The 16,004-nt window shown below is 68.8% G+C and carries 16 protein-coding genes and 1 pseudogene; 6 read left to right on the top strand and 11 right to left on the bottom strand.

The window, feature by feature from the left end; genetic code table 11:
• Positions 1 to 30 precede the first annotated feature (30 nt).
• From D3218_RS17450 to D3218_RS20170, 10 genes and pseudogenes are all read right to left on the bottom strand, one after another.
• Positions 31 to 597 carry a hypothetical protein gene (locus tag D3218_RS17450; protein WP_119541363.1) on the bottom strand — a complete coding sequence of 189 codons (567 nt, stop codon included), beginning with the start codon at positions 595 to 597 and terminating at the stop codon, positions 31 to 33.
• The gene (locus tag D3218_RS17445) at positions 587 to 1,630 is read right to left on the bottom strand and encodes a LacI family DNA-binding transcriptional regulator (protein ID WP_119541362.1); all 1,044 of its coding nucleotides are present in this window, start codon (positions 1,628 to 1,630) and stop codon (positions 587 to 589) included. The genes D3218_RS17450 and D3218_RS17445 overlap by 11 nt, the downstream gene beginning before the upstream one ends.
• A gap of 23 nt (positions 1,631 to 1,653) precedes the next feature.
• Positions 1,654 to 2,943, bottom strand: coding sequence for a histidinol dehydrogenase (gene hisD, locus D3218_RS17440; RefSeq protein WP_119541361.1), 1,290 nt, complete (start codon positions 2,941 to 2,943; stop codon positions 1,654 to 1,656).
• 60 nt (positions 2,944 to 3,003) lie between these two features.
• Entirely contained in the window at positions 3,004 to 4,227 is a 1,224-nt protein-coding gene (locus D3218_RS17435; protein ID WP_119541360.1) for a sugar ABC transporter substrate-binding protein, read from the bottom strand.
• Between the two features lie 101 nt (positions 4,228 to 4,328).
• Positions 4,329 to 5,354, bottom strand: coding sequence for an ABC transporter permease (locus tag D3218_RS17430; RefSeq protein ID WP_168990586.1), 1,026 nt, complete (start codon positions 5,352 to 5,354; stop codon positions 4,329 to 4,331).
• Between the two features lie 2 nt (positions 5,355 to 5,356).
• The gene (locus D3218_RS17425; protein WP_119541358.1) at positions 5,357 to 6,364 is read right to left on the bottom strand and encodes an ABC transporter permease; all 1,008 of its coding nucleotides are present in this window, start codon (positions 6,362 to 6,364) and stop codon (positions 5,357 to 5,359) included.
• Complete coding sequence (locus D3218_RS17420) at positions 6,361 to 7,896, bottom strand: sugar ABC transporter ATP-binding protein (protein ID WP_119541357.1); 1,536 nt, start codon at positions 7,894 to 7,896, stop codon at positions 6,361 to 6,363. Before D3218_RS17420 ends, D3218_RS17425 begins: the two co-directional genes overlap by 4 nt.
• A 93-nt stretch (positions 7,897 to 7,989) precedes the next feature.
• The gene (locus tag D3218_RS20395; RefSeq protein ID WP_425359315.1) at positions 7,990 to 8,271 is read right to left on the bottom strand and encodes a TetR/AcrR family transcriptional regulator C-terminal ligand-binding domain-containing protein; all 282 of its coding nucleotides are present in this window, start codon (positions 8,269 to 8,271) and stop codon (positions 7,990 to 7,992) included.
• Positions 8,216 to 8,365: a hypothetical protein gene (locus D3218_RS20175; protein ID WP_245415103.1), complete on the bottom strand. Its 150-nt coding sequence runs from the start codon at positions 8,363 to 8,365 to the stop codon at positions 8,216 to 8,218. Before D3218_RS20175 ends, D3218_RS20395 begins: the two co-directional genes overlap by 56 nt.
• 70 nt (positions 8,366 to 8,435) lie before the next feature.
• Positions 8,436 to 8,603 (bottom strand): annotated as a pseudogene (locus tag D3218_RS20170) (TetR family transcriptional regulator); the annotation flags it as partial.
• A gap of 793 nt (positions 8,604 to 9,396) precedes the next feature.
• On the opposite strand from D3218_RS20170, the gene D3218_RS17410 reads away from it, so the two are divergent.
• A complete protein-coding gene (locus D3218_RS17410) occupies positions 9,397 to 9,909 on the top strand; it encodes a type 2 periplasmic-binding domain-containing protein (protein WP_119541355.1) in 513 nt (170 codons plus the stop codon).
• Between the two features lie 104 nt (positions 9,910 to 10,013).
• Here the strand turns inward: D3218_RS17410 and D3218_RS17405 are convergent, their stop codons facing one another.
• Positions 10,014 to 10,928, bottom strand: coding sequence for an AraC family transcriptional regulator (locus tag D3218_RS17405; protein ID WP_119541354.1), 915 nt, complete (start codon positions 10,926 to 10,928; stop codon positions 10,014 to 10,016).
• A 136-nt stretch (positions 10,929 to 11,064) separates the two neighbouring features.
• Between D3218_RS17405 and melA the strand changes: the two genes are divergently transcribed.
• The 5 genes from melA to D3218_RS17380 form a co-directional block, all read left to right on the top strand.
• Positions 11,065 to 12,558: an alpha-glucosidase/alpha-galactosidase gene (melA, locus tag D3218_RS17400; RefSeq protein ID WP_119541353.1), complete on the top strand. Its 1,494-nt coding sequence runs from the start codon at positions 11,065 to 11,067 to the stop codon at positions 12,556 to 12,558.
• Positions 12,559 to 12,632: 74 nt separating this feature from the next.
• A complete protein-coding gene (locus D3218_RS17395; RefSeq protein WP_119541352.1) occupies positions 12,633 to 13,898 on the top strand; it encodes an ABC transporter substrate-binding protein in 1,266 nt (421 codons plus the stop codon).
• A 141-nt stretch (positions 13,899 to 14,039) separates the two neighbouring features.
• Entirely contained in the window at positions 14,040 to 14,984 is a 945-nt protein-coding gene (locus D3218_RS17390; RefSeq protein ID WP_119541351.1) for a carbohydrate ABC transporter permease, read from the top strand.
• A gap of 3 nt (positions 14,985 to 14,987) precedes the next feature.
• Entirely contained in the window at positions 14,988 to 15,833 is an 846-nt protein-coding gene (locus tag D3218_RS17385) for a carbohydrate ABC transporter permease (protein ID WP_119541350.1), read from the top strand.
• A gap of 23 nt (positions 15,834 to 15,856) precedes the next feature.
• Positions 15,857 to 16,004 (top strand): ATP-binding cassette domain-containing protein (locus D3218_RS17380; RefSeq protein ID WP_136625131.1); only part of this gene is annotated, 148 nt, incomplete at its 3' end.

The following is a 16,004-nucleotide window of genomic DNA, read 5'->3' as shown; positions in this document are numbered from 1 at the left end:
AGTCTTCCTCCCCTTGTTGGTCGGCCGCGCTCAGCGCGGCGCGCAGTTGCAGCAGGCGTGTCTGAGATCCACCATCGCGAGGCCGACGCGCGGCTCGGAGGCCGATCGCAGGATCGCGCAGAGGGTCTTCACCTCGCGGAGGGCGGCATCGCGCGCCGTCGCCGCGTCCGCCGGTCCTCCCAGAGCCTCGACGAGACCCATGACCTCCGCCGCCCGGCGATGGGCCTCGCAAAGCCGGCGCCGATGAGGCTCGAAGCGGAGCGGCGGACGCAGGGCCGCAAGGCTCGCCTCGATCTCGGCCAGTCGGTCGCGCGCGGCGCGAAGGTCGGGCAGGTCGAGCACCCGGCGTCCCCCGCCGGCCTCCGCCAGCAGCAGGAGCCCCGCGACGTGTCCGGCCAGCCGGCGCAGCCCGTCATAGGCGAGGCGCGCCTCCAGGCCGTAGCGCACGGCCGCCTCGCTCGGCAGGATCGCCTCGAGCGCGCCCTCGTCGCCCTCGAAATCGCTCTCGCCGCCCTGCCCGGCGATGGCCTGGCAGTCGAAGCGATGGATGGTGACGGCGCGCTCGAAGAACGCGCCGGAGCCCGGTTCAGTCCGCACGGCGGTCCCTCGTCGTCTGGCGTTCGATGAGTTCGCCCGGCGCGATGCGCCGGATCACGGGTTCTGCGCCGGCATCCGCGCCCAGCGTCTTGGCGAGCGCCACGGTCGCCGCCAGCATCTCGTCCACCGGCTGGCGGATCGTCGTCAGCGCGTGGCTCGGCCAGTGCGCCATCTCCACATCGTCGAAGCCGATCACCGACAGGTCGCCCGGCACGCTGAGCCCGAGATCCTGCCGCACGGCGTCGAGGAAGCCGATGGCCACAATGTCGTTGGCGCAGAAGACGCCGTCGGGGCGTGCCTTCAGGGTACGCATCGCCTCGGCCGCCCGGTGGCCCGCCGCATAGCTGAAGCTCCCCGCCTCCAGGACCACCGGGGCCTCGATGCCCCGCTCGGCGGCGCGGTTGGCAAAGCCTCGGTGCCGCTCGACATTGGTCGAGGCGTCCGCAAGTGCCGACACGTAGGCCAGGCGCCGATGGCCGCGATCGATCAGGAAGTCGGCGGCGCGCCGCCCGCCCTCCTCGTTGTCGCAGGTGACGCCGAAGGAGCCCGCCTCGCCCGACAGGCGGTTGAAGAAGATGACCGGCGTTTCCGACTTGCGGCACTCCTGCGCCGCCGCCGACGACAACGTCGCCGCCAGGATGATCACGAGATCCGGCTGGTAGTTGAGAAGCAGACGCAGCGCGTCGTCGACGGTCCCGGACTGATCGGCCGCCACCAGCATGACGTTCATGTCGATGGCCCGCAGATCCGAGGTGAGGCGCGTCATCACCTCGGGGTAGAACGGGTTGGTGATGTCCGCGACCACCAGTCCGACGATGCGGGTGCGCTTGGTGATGAGGCTGCGGGCGAAGGGATTGGGGGTGTAGCCGATCTCCTTCGCGCGGGCGAGCACGCGCACACGCGTCTCGCGCGCGATCACCGCATCGGCATGGAAGGCGCGCGAGACGGTCGAGACCGACATGCCGAGGTCGCGGGCGAGGTCCTTGACCGTCACCCGCGTTCCCGTGCGTTCCCTGCGCGCATCCATGGTCATCCGTTTCTCCGTTCGCTCGTCGCTCACGCGGCGTTGCGCCCTCCATAGCGGCGAACGCGGATGTTGGCCTGCTCGGCATGTCCGGCAAAGCCTTCGAGCATGCAAAGGCGCGAGCAGTACTCGCCGACCAGCGCGCTCGCCTCGTCCGTCTCGACGCGCTGGTAGGTGCATGTCTTGATGAACTTGCCGACCCAGAGGCCGCCCGTATAGCGCGCCGCCTTCTTGGTCGGCAGCGTGTGGTTGGTGCCGATCACCTTGTCGCCATAGGCGACGTTGGTGCGGGGCCCGAGGAACAGGGCGCCGAAGTTGCGCATGTTGTCCAGGAAGTAGTCCGGGTCGCGCGTCATCACCTGCACGTGCTCCGACGCGAGGCGATCGGCCTCGGCGACCATCTCCTCGTAGCTGTCGCAGACGATGACCTCGCCGTAGTCCTCCCAGGACTTGCGGGCGAGTTCGGCGGTCGGCAGACGCGCGAGCTGGCGCTCGATCTCGGCCATCGTGGCGCGGGCCAGCCTCTCGGAATTGGTGACGAGGACGCAGGGGCTGTTCGGCCCGTGCTCGGCCTGGCCGAGGAGGTCGGTCGCGCAGAGCTCGCCGTCGACGCTGTCGTCGGCGATCACCAGCGTCTCGGTGGGCCCCGCGAAGAGGTCGATGCCGATGCGCCCGTAGAGCTGGCGCTTGGCCTCGGCCACGAAGGCGTTGCCGGGCCCGACCAGCATGTCCACCGGCGCGATCGTCTCGGTGCCGAGCGCCATGGCGCCCACGGCCTGGATGCCGCCGAGGCAGTAGATCTCGTCGGCGCCGGCCAGATGCATGGCCGCCACGATCGCCGGGTGCGGGCCGCCCTGGAACGGCGGGGCGCAGGCGACGACGCGGCGCACGCCCGCCACCTTGGCGGTGAGAACGCTCATGTGCGCCGAGGCGACCATCGGATACTTGCCGCCGGGAATGTAGCAGCCGACCGCGTCGATCGGGATGTTCTTGTGGCCGAGGAAGACGCCGGGCATCGTCTCGACCTCGAGATCCACGAGGCACTCGCGCTGTCTCTGCGCGAAGTTGCGCACCTGCGCCTGGGCGAAGCGGATGTCTTCCAGATCCTCTTCGGAGACGCGGCTGATCGCATCCTGGATGTCGGCCTCCGACAGTCGGAAACTGTCCGGCGTCCACCTGTCGAACCTCTCGGACAGCTCGCGCACCGCCTCGTCGCCGCGGGCCTGGATGTCCGACAGAATGCCCTCGACGGTCGTGCGGACCTTGGCGTCATTGGCAGCGACGGCGTTCGGGTCCTGGCCGCGCTTCAGATAGATCGACATGGATGGTGTCCTTCTGGAAGGGAGAGGCTGCGGGCGGGGCCGCCCGCAGCGACGCAAAGGTCAGGGCTTCACCGTCGGCTCGACCTTGGTGAGCTTGTAAAGGTCGGCCGGCGCCTCGCAGCGCTGGCAGTTGATCCCCGGCTCGTTGGGAGCTCTGGTGACCTCCGCCGGCAGCGGCTGGATGGTGGCGCCCGGCGTCTGCTTGCCTTCCAGCGCCGACTGGAGCGTCAGCTCGGGCAGCAGTTCGGGATTGAAGACCTCGGTGACGAACGAGGAGGGCACCTTGTCCTTGGGGAAGGCGTTGCAGCCGTTCTCGAACGTGTCGCCCTCGCAGACCTTCACGTCCGCCGCCGGCACCCAGGGCAGCGGATACTGGATGTTGGTCGCCTCGAGCTGCCGCTTGCCGGTTAGGATCTCCATCATGAGCTTGAACGCATAGCCGGACTGGGCCGGCGGCGAGCCGGCGGAGACACCCCTCAGGCCCTTGGCCTGCATCTCCGGGTCGGCGAGCGCGAGGCGGAACCCGTCCGAGTTCTCGCCCGTCATCGGCACGAGCTTGCCGCCCTTGTCCAGAAGGGCCTGGATCGCGCCGTACTCGCCGGCCTGCGCCCAGATGCCGTCGACATTCGGGTTGGCGGCGAGCGCCTTGGCGGTTTCCTGCTGGGTCGTGCGGTCGTCCCAGTAGGAGTAGTATTCGGCGACGACCTTGATGTCGGGATACTGATTGAAGACATGCATGGCGCCGTCGGTGTGGCGCTTGTCCACCGAATTGCCGGGCACGCCCCGGCTGAGGAAGATGTTGCCCTTGCCGCCGAGCTCGTTGACCAGCGCCTGCGCGCTGTTCTCGCCGAAGCCCGAGGTGATGTAGCTGACGTTGTAGGCGCAGGGTTCGGTGACCGTCGCGTCGTACATGAAGAACTTCACGCCCTTCTCGCAGCCGCGCTTGATGGTGCGGTTGAGGGCGGTGGAGGAGATGGGGAAGCTCACGATGCCGTCCGCGCCCGCCTCGATCATGCTCTCGTAGGCGGAGATCTGCGCCTGCGGGTCCGTGCCGGAGATCACTTCGGTGAGCTCGACCTGGCTGTCGTAGGGCGGGGTCTTGGCCAGAGCCTTGACGATGTTGGCCGCCTCCGACTGCCAGGCGTTGCCGCTGTAGCTTAGCGCCAGATAGATCTTGAACTTCTTCCCGTCCTGCGCCGCGGCGGGGGTGGCAAGGCCGCAGGCGAGCGCGGCCGTGGCGATGCCCAGCGCGGTCGCGGAACGGAGCGACTTGGAAATCTTCATGCGTCTTTCCTCCCAGAAAGGTCCGCGTGCCGGGACCACGGCCGATGGGAACGTTCCCATCGAAAGGCGGACGAGATCCGCCGAACGGACGAGACCTAGCCTCAGTGTCGTTTGGCGCGCAGCCGGATCCGCGACGCGAAGCCTTCTCGGAGCGCCAGCAGAGCTAGGATGATGATCGAGCCCTCGATGATCGTGCGCCAGCCCTGGTCGAGCCCGATGGCCGCGATCACGGTGCCGAGCGTGGTGAGGAGGATCGCCCCGCCGACGGTGCCGACGAAGCTGCCCGAACCGCCGAGGATCGACGAGCCGCCGATCACCACGGCGGCGATGCTGGGCAGCATGTAGCTGTCGCCCATGCGCAGCGTCGCGCCGTTGGCGTAGCCGACCAGCATCATGCCGACGAAGCCGGCGCAGGCCGCCGAGATCACGTAAGGCAGCATCTCGACGCGCCCCACGGGCACGCCCGCGATGCGGGCCGCCTCGCGGCTCGTGCCCACCGCGAAGAGCTGGCGCCCGAACACCGTATGGCTCTGGACGATCCAGCCGGCGATCGCGAAGGCGACCAGGAAGAACACCACGACCGGCACCCCCGCCCAGGACGTCTTCATCAGGTCGAGGAGGACGGCGGGCGAGGCGCCGCGCGGAGTGCCGCTTGTGAAGCCGAGGGCGACGGAGGCGACGGTGATCGAGGTCGCCATCGTCATGATGAACGGCGGCACCTTCAGAAGGACGACCCCGATGCCGTTGACGAGCCCGACGAGGGCGCAGACGCCGAGCACGAGAGCGAGGATCGGGACCGTGAGAACGCCGGCGTCCGCGCCCGCCCAGGTCGTCGTCAGGACGCCGCCGAGCGTGATCAGCGCCGGGACCGAAAGGTCCAGGCCGCCGACGAGGATCACGAGGCCCTGGCCGAACGACAGGACCACGAGGAAGGACGCCAGCGTCAGGATCGTCAGCACCTGCGACCAGGAGCCGAGCGCCGGACTGATCATCCGCGAGGCGACCACCAGCGCGATGCTGAGGCCGAACACGACGAGGGCGTTGACGGTGCCGCGCTCGAGGCGCCGGCCGCCCGAGCGCGGGTCGGCCGTCGCGGCGAAATCGGGAGAGCCGTCCTGTTGGATCATGGTCATGCTCGTGTTGCCGCGATCAGCCGCGCCACGCCGCGCCCGAAGAGGATGGCGCCGACCAGGACGAAGCCCTGGAAGATGCCGGTGTAGAAGGAGGACACGCCGCCGGAGAAGAGCACCTTCTGGAGCAGCATCAGGGTCGCCGCGCCGATCAGCGAGCCGATCAGGCCGCCGCGCCCGCCCGAGAGGGCGGTGCCGCCGAGCGCCACCGCCGCGAAGGCGAGCATCAGGAACGGCGCACCGGCGTTGGGATTGCCGGTCGCGGTCTGCGCGCTCAGCATGTAGCCGGCGAGACCGTAGAGCATGCCCGCGCCGATGAAGGCGGCATAGCGAACCCGCTCCACCGAGATTCCCGACAACTGAGCGGCCTGCTCGTCGGCACCGACGGCATAGAGGCCGATGCCGAGATCGGTGCGCCTGAAGAGGAGCCAGAGGAGCGCGACCGCCAGCGTCACGAGACCCGAGACCGGGATCGTGCCGAACAGGCTGTCGGTCAGTTCGTAGCTCACCCAGTCGGCCACCATGCCGCCCGGCGCGTCGAGAATGACGAGGGCGAGCCCCTGGGCCGCGATCATCGTGCCGAGGGTCGCGGCGATCGTCTGGATCCGCAGCGTGACGATCAGGAAGGCGTTGAGCGTGCCGACGGCCGCGCCGATGCCGAGGCAGATCAGAAGGCTCGCCGCCGCGCCGCCCGGCCCGTCCAGTGGGTAGACCGCCATGACCACGTTGGCGAGCGACACGACGCCGGCGATCGAGAGGTCGAACCCGCGCGACAGGACGACGAGCGTCTCGCCCGCCGCCGCGATCGCCAGCGGCGCCGAATTGTTGACGAGGCTGGTCATCGAGTAGACCGAAAGAGCCGACGGCTCGAAGAAGGCGTAGAGCCCGTAGAGCACGAGATACAGAAGGGCCACCACGCCGGCCCCGCTCGCCAGGGCCCGGGCCGCGCCGGACAGGGGTCCGCGCGAGGGCCGGCGCGCGGGGATCGTCGTTGCCGACACGCTCATGCGGCTTCTCCCAGCTCGGGCTTGACCGCGCCGAGAAGCGCGCCGACCAGCGCCTGCTCCTCGATGGCCTCGCCCGCGAACTCGGCCGCGACGCGCCCGCCGTAGAGCACGAGGCAGCGGTGGGCGAGACTGACGATCTCCGGCAGCTCGGAGGAGTAGAAGAGGACCGAGCCGCCGCCCTCGGCGAAGCGTCGGATGGCCTCGTAGATCGATTGCTTGGTTCCGACGTCGACGCCCCGCGTCGGGTCGAACAGGAGGAGCGTGCGCGCGCCCGTCGTGATCACGCGGCCGATCAGCGCCTTCTGCTGGTTGCCGCCCGACAGGTCGGCGATCCGGAAGGGCAGGTACCGGCTCGCCAGGTCGACCCGCTCGGCCTGCGTCGCGACGACGGCCCGCTCTCTCTTCGCGGACACCACACCGCCGCGCGAAACGCTGGACAGGACGGGCATCGCCATGTTGGCGGCCGTGGTGAGGGTCGCGAGAATGCCCTCGCTCTTCCGCTCCTCCGGCAGGTAGGCGAGCCCGCCGCCCGCCTTCAGGGCCTCGCGCGGACTGCCGATCGCGCAGGACCTGCCATCCACCAGGATCTCGCCGCTCTCCTTCGCGACGAGACCGACCAGGGAGCGGAACAGCTCGCGCTGCCCCTGGCCTTCAAGGCCGGCCACGCCGACGATCTCGCCGGGACGCAGCGCGAAGCTCACGTCCTTCAGAGCGCCGGCGCGGAGCGAGCGCACCTCGAGCGCCGCCCGGTCCGAGGCGGCGACCGAGGCCGGCGCCTTGCGCGCGTGGCCGGAGCTGCGGCCCACCATCATCTCGAAGATGCGGGCGTCGCTCGCGCCGGCGAGATCGACCGTGGCGATGCTGCGCCCGTTGCGCAGCACCGTCGCCCGGTCGCAGAGCGCGCGCACCTCGCCAAGGCGATGGGAGATGTAGAGGATGGCCGTGCCCTTGGCCTGGATCGCGCGGACCAGGGAGAAGAGCCATTCGACGTCGGCGAGCGCCGCGGTCGGCTCGTCGAGGACGAGAAGCCGCGTCGCGTGCAGCATCGCGCGTGCGATCTCGATGCGCTGGCGATCCGCGAGGGCCAGCGAGGCCATCGGCGCGGACGGGTCGATATGGTCCAGGTCGAAGCGGGCCAGGATCTCCTCGGCCGAACGGCACGTGGCCGAGGCGGAGGACAAGCCGAGACCTCGCTTCGGCAGGCGCGGGAGAAGGAGGTTCTCGGCCACGGAGAGATTGGGCAGCAGGCTCAGTTCCTGGAAGGCGGTCGCCACGCCCGACGAACGGGCGTCCAGGATCGAGCGCGGACGATAGTCCCGACCCTCGATGCGCATCGTGCCGCGGTCGGGCCGCACGATCCCGCTGAGCGCCTTGACCAACGTGGATTTGCCGGCACCGTTCTCGCCGAGCAGCGCGTGGACCTCGCCCGGCCGCAGATCCAGCGTGACGCTGTCCAGCGCGACCGTCGGGCCGTAGGACTTGCCCATGGAGCCGATCTCGACGGCTGCGCGGACTCGATCTGCAACGCTCATCCGCCCTCCTCCCAAAGGTATCGAATGGTCGACCCAGAGAATGGAAACGTTCTCTGAGAACGTTTCCATTGCTGTCGGAAGCGTTGGCGGCTGTCAAGGGGATGGAGATTGTCGGGTGCCTATGCGCCTTAGCGGCTGCCGCTCGCATCCGGGCCAGCCGTCTGATGTGCTCGCGGTCCGACCGCCCCTGATCACAGCGAGGCGCCAGTAGAGCGGGGCCGCCAGACCGTCGGCGATCGTCCCGACGTCGACAGGCGCATTCGACTCTCCCCGCGCGTTTGCGCGGTCCGTGATATCGCGAGCGCGTGCGCGTGCGTGCCTACTGGAACGGACGGATGGCCTGCGCCAGAGCGGGCTCTCGACCGATCTCGGCACGAGGGTCCGTGAGGATGCGCCGGATCATCCGGCGGCACAGAACGCGGCAGACCACGATAAGGAGCGCCTCGAGGGCGGCCTCGAGCGATCCCATGTCGCCCGCTAGCGTGATGGACAGGCCGACTTGGGCCAGGAGGTCGCTTCGCCGTGGCGGACTTCGACGACCAGCGCCGGTGGAGAACGGCCTTGCCGACCCCGGCGCGCTTGGCGACGCGCTCCAGACGGAGAGCCGCATAGCCTACCCGCGCCCACTCGCCGAAGGTCCGTCGCAGCGCATCCGTGACACTGGATCTGCGGACCGCGGCCCCACCGGGTCCGCGCCACGTCGGCACGTCATCGTCGGAACGGTCGCGTTCCGTTCAAACAATCCGCTATGCCGCGACACTCGCCGCCCTGGGCGACGAAGTCGCCAGAGGGTCGGAAGACCATGTCACCGACGAGGTCAAGCGTTGGATGGGTCGGCGCCCCGCCACGCTCCAGACGTTTCTGACCGACCACGCCACGATCCTCGGCGGGGATGTCCGCCCCGAACATAGATCGATCCGATCGCGGCCGTTGAGGAATGCAGCCTCGTGGGCCGATCGGCGCGAGGATGCGGATGTCCCCGCCCCGCCCTCCCGCAGACGACCGTCCTGTCCGGCCTGGAATCGGACGCTCCGGCCGACGCGCTGGCGGAACCGGGGCGCCGGCGACGCTGCGCCATCCGTAGGACGACACCTCGATCAGGCTACCGTCTCACCCGTGAACCATTCCTTGCGGGGCCTCGAGCGAGCGCAGGTTGATCTTGTTCCGGCCGAACCACATGCTCGTCCGGGTAATGCCCTCCGAGGATCGGACGTCGTGTCGCTCCAACCCCAGCGCTGCCGCGTACCAGGCGGCGGAAACGTCCACATTGCGGACGTCGAGGACGATGGTCGAAGGCGGTCACGGTTAGCGAGGTCAGTCTCCTCACGGCCGCGGCAGGATGCGGGTGGCGAAAGGGGATCGGCGCGCCCGTCTCCAGCCCGAAATGCGCCACCACCCTCGCTCACGCCCACCTCCAGCGGAACGGCGCGTGGACTTAGTTGGAGGCCTGCTGCCGCGCCACGTCCGCACTCGCCGCCCACAGGCTGCGCGGGCGAGCGCATGCGCGTCGGTGAACTGGGCGAGGCAATGATCGTGGACGCAGGCACTGCCGAGGAAGCGGAACGCGGCGCCATCGGCCCTTGTCAGCGCGGCATAGGCACTGATCGCGGTGGCGATGTTCATCTGATTGCCGGCGGCGTCGCCCAATATCACGTCCGGCCGCAGGATCGTCCATTCCGGGCCGCTCGCCTCGGCGCGGTGGCGCAGTTCGTCCTCCTGCATGGGATGGAAGTCCGGCGCCTGCGCGTCGACAATGGCGACTCGCTCCGTGACGGGTGCCTCGCCCGCCACGGCATCATGATGAGGTCGATCCTGGACATGGCCGTCGACCTCGCGGCCGGCCGGCTGGAACCGGTGCTCCCCGGTTGGAGCGGCGGCGCGGTTCCGCTCCTTGCCCTGTTCGCCAAGCGCCACCAACAGCCCCGCAAGCTACGCACCTTCTTGGACGCCATGTCCGCCGCCGTGCGGCATCGGGGTGTCGCCGCATCGCGGCGGGTGGCGGGCGGTTCGTGATCCGCACCCCGGCGGAGCAGCGTCCCATCGACGGCGCTCGAACCCATGGGCGTCATCTCGATGCCGAGCCTCGCGACAAGGTCCGGAACCATGCCGCCTCAGTGCTAGGCGGGCGGATCGAGCGGCGCATCGGCGCCGGAGGTCGTAGAATACATGCCGGTGCTGCGGAACTCGGAGGGACTGATGGCGTAGGTGCGGCGGAAGACCTTGGCGAAGTAGTTCGGATCCTCGAACCCGCAGGCGCTGGCGATCTCTTTGACGCTGAGCTGGCCGTTGATCAGGAGCCGCGTCGCGCGCTTCATCCGCTCCCGCGCCACGAACTCCGAAGGGCTGACGCCCTGGAAGCGCCGGAACAGGCGCACGAAATGCGCGCGGCTGAGCCCTGCCACGCCCGCCAACGTCGCCACATCCAGCGGCGCCTCCAGATGGGCCCGGGCATAGGCGGTGGCCCGCTCCAGTCGCGGCGTCGCGCCGTGGCCGCCCTCGCCGTCCGTGCGGCTCATCAGGTCGTCGTGCAATGCCATGGTGGCGCGATAGGCCTCGCTCGAAGCCAAGCCCGCCGTCACGTCCGGCTCGCGCAGGGTCAAGCAGATATCGGCCAGGACCTCCACCGTCCGAGGCTGGAGCCGGAACACCGGACCCGCCGCGTGCAGGATGGCGCGGTGGAGCCGTAACGCCTCCTGCCCGCTCATCGCGATCCAGAAGAAGCTCCAGCTCTCGCCGGGCTCCAGCCAGTATCGATGCGCGTGCGGGATCGAGACCAGCATGGTCTGCCCGGGCTCGACGCGGAACCCGCGCCGCTCGTAGCGCAGGCGCCCCGCGCCGTCCACCGTGTGCTGGAGCACCGAAAACGGCGTATGGCCCCGGCTGCGCCCGTTCCAGTCGTAGGCCGGCCCCCGCGCCGTCTCGACCCCGACGCTGGTGGCCATGATGTGGAGCCCGTCACGCCGCCGGGGAAAGGTGAGGGTTCGCCGGAACCCGCCGCCGCTCAGGAGACGATCGAGCATGAAATTACCCATCAGAGCACGGACCTCCTCTTTTCTCCGTTGGTCCGCTCTCGCATAAATCGCCCACGAAGCGAAGCGATGGACGCTCGACCCCGCGGGACGCGCGGCTTCGTTCAGGCTGCGGGTGCCTTGTGAAATAGGGAAGAGCATGAGCGGATTGAAGATCGCGATCATCGGCGCCGGAAGCGTCGGATTTACCCGAACCCTGGTACGCGACATTCTCTGCGTGCCGGAACTGCGGGATGCCGAATTCTCGCTGACCGACATCAACACACACAACCTCGACATGGTGCGCGAGATCCTGGAGCGCATGGTAGCGGCCAACGCCATGCCGACGCGCATCACCGCGAGCACGGACCGGCGGGAGGCGCTCGCCGGGGCGCGCTACGTCATCAACCTCACGCGCATCGGCGGGCTCGAGGCCTTCGCCGAGGACATCCGCATCCCGCTGCGCTACGGCGTCGACCAGTGCGTCGGCGACACGCTGTGCGCCGGCGGCATCATGTACGGCCAGCGATCGATCGCGGCGATCCTCGATTTCTGCCGCGACATCCGCGAGCTCGCCGCGCCGGACGTGCGCCTCATCAACTATGCCAACCCCATGGCGATGAACACATGGGCGGCGATCGACCACGGCGGGGTCGACACGATCGGCCTGTGCCACGGAATCCAGCACGGCGCGAGGCAGATCGCCGAGGTGCTGGGGGCCGAGGCGCCGAGCGATCTCGACTATGTGTGCACCGGCATCAACCACCAGACCTGGTATGTAGACGTGCGCCTCAAGGGGCGCCCGGTCTCCGGCGCCGAACTCCTGGCGGCGTTCGAGCGCCACCCGGTCTACGCCAGCCAGGAAAAGGTGCGCATCGACGTCCTGCGGCGGTTCGGGGTCTATTCCACCGAGTCCAACGGCCACCTGTCGGAGTACCTGCCTTGGTACCGCAAGCGGCCCGAGGAAATCGGCCGCTGGATCGACATGTCGGACTGGATCCACGGCGAGACGGGCGGGTACCTGCGCGTGTGCACCGAGGGCCGCAACTGGTTCGAGGAGGAATTTCCGCAGTACCTCGCCAACGCCGACAGGCCGATCGACCCGGCCCGCCGCTCCACCGAGCATGCGAGCTACATCATCGAGGCGCTGGAGACCGGGCGCGTCTATCGCGGCCACTTCAACGTCAAGAACCGCGGCCTCGTCACCAACCTGCCGGACGACGCCATCGTGGAATCGACCGGCTTCGTCGACCGTTTCGGCCTCAACATGGTGGCCGGCCTGACCCTGCCGGATGCCTGCGCCGCACCCTGCCTCGCCTCGATCAACGTGCAGCGCATGTCGGTCAGGGCGGCGGTGACGGGCGACGTCGACCTTCTCAAGCTCGCCGTCCTCAACGATCCGCTCGTTGGCGCCGTGTGCACGCCGGACGAGGTCTGGCAGATGGTGGACGAACTTCTGGTGGCGCAGGCGCCGTGGCTGCCGCAATACGCCTCGGCCATCCCGGATGCCCGAGCGCGCCTTGCGACCTCGCAGGTGAAGCGGCGCGAATGGGAGGGCGCGGCGCGCCTGCCCGTGCGCTCTGTCGAGGAGATCCGCTCCGCGCGGCGCACGGGCAACGAGACTGTCGCGCCCGACGAGCAGATCGTCGCCTGAGATCGCGGGGAGGCGGTTCCCGCGGGACCGGCTCCCCGAACCAACGCATCATCGTTCTTTCGGGAGGTGGAACCATGAAGATCCTACGCCGCACGTTTCTGGCGGCCACGCTGTCTCTGACCTTCATCTCGGGCGCGGCGGTCGCCGCCCCGGTGACGATCGACTTCTGGACCGCCTGGGACCCGGGCCAGGCCGACGCTAAGGCGGCGCAGGCGGCGATCAAGGACTTCGAGGCCGCCAACCCGGACATCACGATCAAGCCACAGGTGATCGCCTTCGACGCGCTCCACAACAAGCTGGTGACCGCGATCGCCGGCGGCGACTCGCCCGACCTGTCCTGGGGCCTGATCGAATGGTTCGGCGAGCTAAACCGCATGGGGGCGCTGGCCGACCTCACGGATCAGATGGCCGCCTGGCCCGACCGCGACGCGATCTATCCCAACGCGCTGAAGCAGCTCACCGTGGACGGCAGGCTGATGGCGCTGCCGAACTATCTCGGCCTACGCGCGCTTCTCTACCATTCCGACATGCTCAAGGAGGCCGGTCTATCCAGCCCGCCCGAGACCTGGGACGCGCTGGTCGACGCCGCCAAGACGATCCGCGAAAAGACCGGCAAGCACGGCTTCGGCATCGCGGGGCGCGGAGTGCGCTCGCCGCAGGAACTTCTCATGTACCTCGCCCAGAACGAGGTGGAGATCGCTCGGCTCCAGTCGGACGGTAAGTACCGCAACACCTGGAAGGACGACCCGGCCGAGCTCGGGCGGGCGGCCGAGGTCTTCGCCTTCTATCGTCGGATGCTCGACGAGGCGGTGGTGCCGCCGCAGGCCGCGGGTTGGGGCTGGGAGGAGGAGGACACTAACTTCGCACTCGGCCAGTATGCGATGGCAGTGAACGGTTCCTGGATGCGTACCCGCACCGAGCAGAACCCGAAGGAGATGGCGGACGTTCTCGTCGCGCCCCCGCCGGCGGGCGGGAAGCCGGCGACCTTCTTCGAGATCGCGCCGATCTTCGTCTACAAGCAGGAGGATCCGGCCAAGGCCGAGGCGGTGTGGAAGTTCGCCTCCTTCATGCTCGGCCGCGACGTTCAGCAGAAGATGTTCCCGGACCGGTCGCCCCGCAGCGACGTGGAGGGCGACGAGGTCTGGGGCAAGCCGTTCACCGCGCTGACCGGCATTGGCGTCTCCTTCCCGCCGGTCGCGCTCGGCTCGATCACGCGCGCCATGGAGGACTCGGTCGCGCGCGTCCTCCTGAAGAACGACGCGCCCGAGACCGTCGCCGCCAAGCTCGGCGAGGCCGTCAACAAGAGCCTTCGCCAGTCGGGCCAGCTCTCCGCCGAGTAGCCGCGCTCCGTCCTCCCCGCCGCCCGAGGTCGCAACCGGCATCGCCGGTCCGCCCCTCCCGCCTCCCGGACGGGCGGCTCCCCCCGGCGATGCGGCGCACTGCCGCCCGGGGGGCATCTTCCACAGCCGAGGAACCCGCATATGGCCGTCACCGACCTCGCTGTGCCGCACCGGGAAGAGGCAAGGCCCGCTCGGCGCCCCGTTCCCCGACTGCGCAGGGAAAGGCGGCTGGCAGCCCTGTTCCTGGCTCCGACCGCCGCGCTGCTCCTGGTGCTGATCGCCTGGCCCCTGGTGAGCGTCGGCTGGCAGAGCTTTCGATACGTGAACCTCGTGGATCCGACCGCGACTGGCTTCGCCGGCCTCGACAACTTCCGCACGGTGCTGGATGACGAGGCCTTCGTCCCAGCCCTCGTCAATACGGTGATCTGGACCGTCCTGTCGGTGGCGGGCGAATACGCGCTGGGCCTGGCCTCGGCGCTGGCCCTCGCCCAGCCGGTGCGCGGGCGCGCCCTGTTCCGCGCCGTGATCGTGGTTCCTTGGGTCATCCCGATCGTCATCGCCGGTCTCAACTGGATGTGGCTCCTGAACCCCGACTACGGCATCCTGAACGCCTGGATGGTCGATCTCGGAATCCTCGATGCCCCGCGCGACTGGCTCGGCGGCCTCGACACGGCGCTCCTCACCGTGACCTTCGTCAACGTCTGGCGCTCCTTCCCCTTCTATACGATCAGCCTCCTGGCCGCCCTCCTCGCGGTGCCGCGCGACCTGCACGAGGCCGCCGCGATGGACGGCGCCGGCACGATCCGCCGCTTCTTCGTGATCACCCTGCCCCATCTCAGAACCGTGTCGTTTACGCTGATCTTCATCCACGTCGTGTGGACCGCGATCAATTTCGACTTCATCTGGGTGATGACGCAGGGCGGTCCGCTCGACGCCTCGCAGACCCTGCCGATCATGATCTACCAGTCCGCGATGGAGGACTTCGACGTCGGCGCGGCCTCCGCGCTGGCCTCCATGTCGATGAGCTTCATGGCGACCGTGTTCTTCGTGTACTTCTACGCTGTTCGCGCCAAGGGAGCGCGCTGAGTCATGGTAACGCCGCAGAGCCATCGCCTGCTCGCCAGGGGGCTGACCTACATAATCCTTCTCGGCTTCTCGGTCTTCTGCCTGTTCCCGTTCCTGTGGATGGTGGACACGGCGCTCAAGCCCGTGTCGGAAGTGATGAGCAGCCGGCCGACCTTCTGGATCTCGGCGCCGACGCTGTCGAACTTCGGGAAGGTCGTCCTGGACAGCGCCTTCCTCACCTACATCGGCAACAGCCTGATCGTGTCGCTAGCCTCCACGGTCCTCACGCTGACGCTAGCGATCTTCGCCAGCTACGCGCTGAGCCGCTGGGGCTATCTTTCGGTGGCACGCACGATCGGCGGGGCTCTGGTTGTCTCGCAGATGATACCGGGCGTGCTTCTGCTCATCCCGCTCTACATGCTGATGCGCAACCTTGACCTCCTCAGCACCTACAGCGCGCTGATCATCGTCTACTGCACCTTCATGGTCCCGCTCGTCACCTTTATGCTGAAGGGCTTCTTCGACGCGGTTCCGCGCGAGCTGGAGGAGGCGGCGGAGATGGACGGGTGCTCGCGCCTCGGCTTCATGTTCCGCATCCTCGTGCCACTGTCGGCCCCAGGCATCCTGGCGACCGGCGTCTTCGCCTTCATCGCGGCCTGGAACGAGTTTATGTTCGGCTACGTCCTGGTCAACGAGGACGCGCGGCGCACGCTCACGCCCGGCATCATGATCTTCAAGGGCTCGCACCAGACCGACTGGGGCGCGCTGACCGCGGCCTCGGTCCTGGCCGTGGTGCCGGTGGCGATCGGCTTCGTCTATCTCCAGCGCTTCCTCGTGGAAGGCTTGTCCAACGGCGCCGTCAAGGGCTGAGCCCGGCGGCAGGGAACACGCCCATGGCACCCATCCATCTTCGCAACGTCCAGAAGCGGTTCGGCGAAGCCGTGATCATTCCCGGTCTCGATCTCGAGATCGCGGACGGTGAGTTCGTGGTCTTCGTCGGCCCGTCGGGCTGCGGCAAGTCCACGCTGCTGCGCCTGATCG

This window comes from Aureimonas flava (genome assembly GCF_003583935.1).
In the GTDB taxonomy this organism is placed as follows: domain Bacteria; phylum Pseudomonadota; class Alphaproteobacteria; order Rhizobiales; family Rhizobiaceae; genus Aureimonas; species Aureimonas flava.
Note: the sequence above shows the minus strand (reverse complement) of the source record. Positions and strands in the feature narration are given on the sequence as shown.

Excerpts from the sequence above, each read along its gene's own strand:
- D3218_RS17445 (WP_119541362.1), bottom strand. The coding sequence starts at position 1,630 with ATGACCATGGATGCGCGCAGGGAACGCACGGGAACGCGGGTGACGGTC.
- hisD (WP_119541361.1), bottom strand. The coding sequence starts at position 2,943 with ATGTCGATCTATCTGAAGCGCGGCCAGGACCCGAACGCCGTCGCTGCC.
- D3218_RS17435 (WP_119541360.1), bottom strand. The coding sequence starts at position 4,227 with ATGAAGATTTCCAAGTCGCTCCGTTCCGCGACCGCGCTGGGCATCGCC.
- D3218_RS17430 (WP_168990586.1), bottom strand. The coding sequence starts at position 5,354 with ATGATCCAACAGGACGGCTCTCCCGATTTCGCCGCGACGGCCGACCCG.
- D3218_RS17425 (WP_119541358.1), bottom strand. The coding sequence starts at position 6,364 with ATGAGCGTGTCGGCAACGACGATCCCCGCGCGCCGGCCCTCGCGCGGA.
- D3218_RS17420 (WP_119541357.1), bottom strand. The coding sequence starts at position 7,896 with ATGAGCGTTGCAGATCGAGTCCGCGCAGCCGTCGAGATCGGCTCCATG.
- D3218_RS20175 (WP_245415103.1), bottom strand. The coding sequence starts at position 8,365 with ATGGGATCGCTCGAGGCCGCCCTCGAGGCGCTCCTTATCGTGGTCTGC.
- D3218_RS17410 (WP_119541355.1), top strand. The coding sequence starts at position 9,397 with ATGCGCGTCGGTGAACTGGGCGAGGCAATGATCGTGGACGCAGGCACT.
- D3218_RS17405 (WP_119541354.1), bottom strand. The coding sequence starts at position 10,928 with ATGGGTAATTTCATGCTCGATCGTCTCCTGAGCGGCGGCGGGTTCCGG.
- melA (WP_119541353.1), top strand. The coding sequence starts at position 11,065 with ATGAGCGGATTGAAGATCGCGATCATCGGCGCCGGAAGCGTCGGATTT.
- D3218_RS17395 (WP_119541352.1), top strand. The coding sequence starts at position 12,633 with ATGAAGATCCTACGCCGCACGTTTCTGGCGGCCACGCTGTCTCTGACC.
- D3218_RS17390 (WP_119541351.1), top strand. The coding sequence starts at position 14,040 with ATGGCCGTCACCGACCTCGCTGTGCCGCACCGGGAAGAGGCAAGGCCC.
- D3218_RS17385 (WP_119541350.1), top strand. The coding sequence starts at position 14,988 with ATGGTAACGCCGCAGAGCCATCGCCTGCTCGCCAGGGGGCTGACCTAC.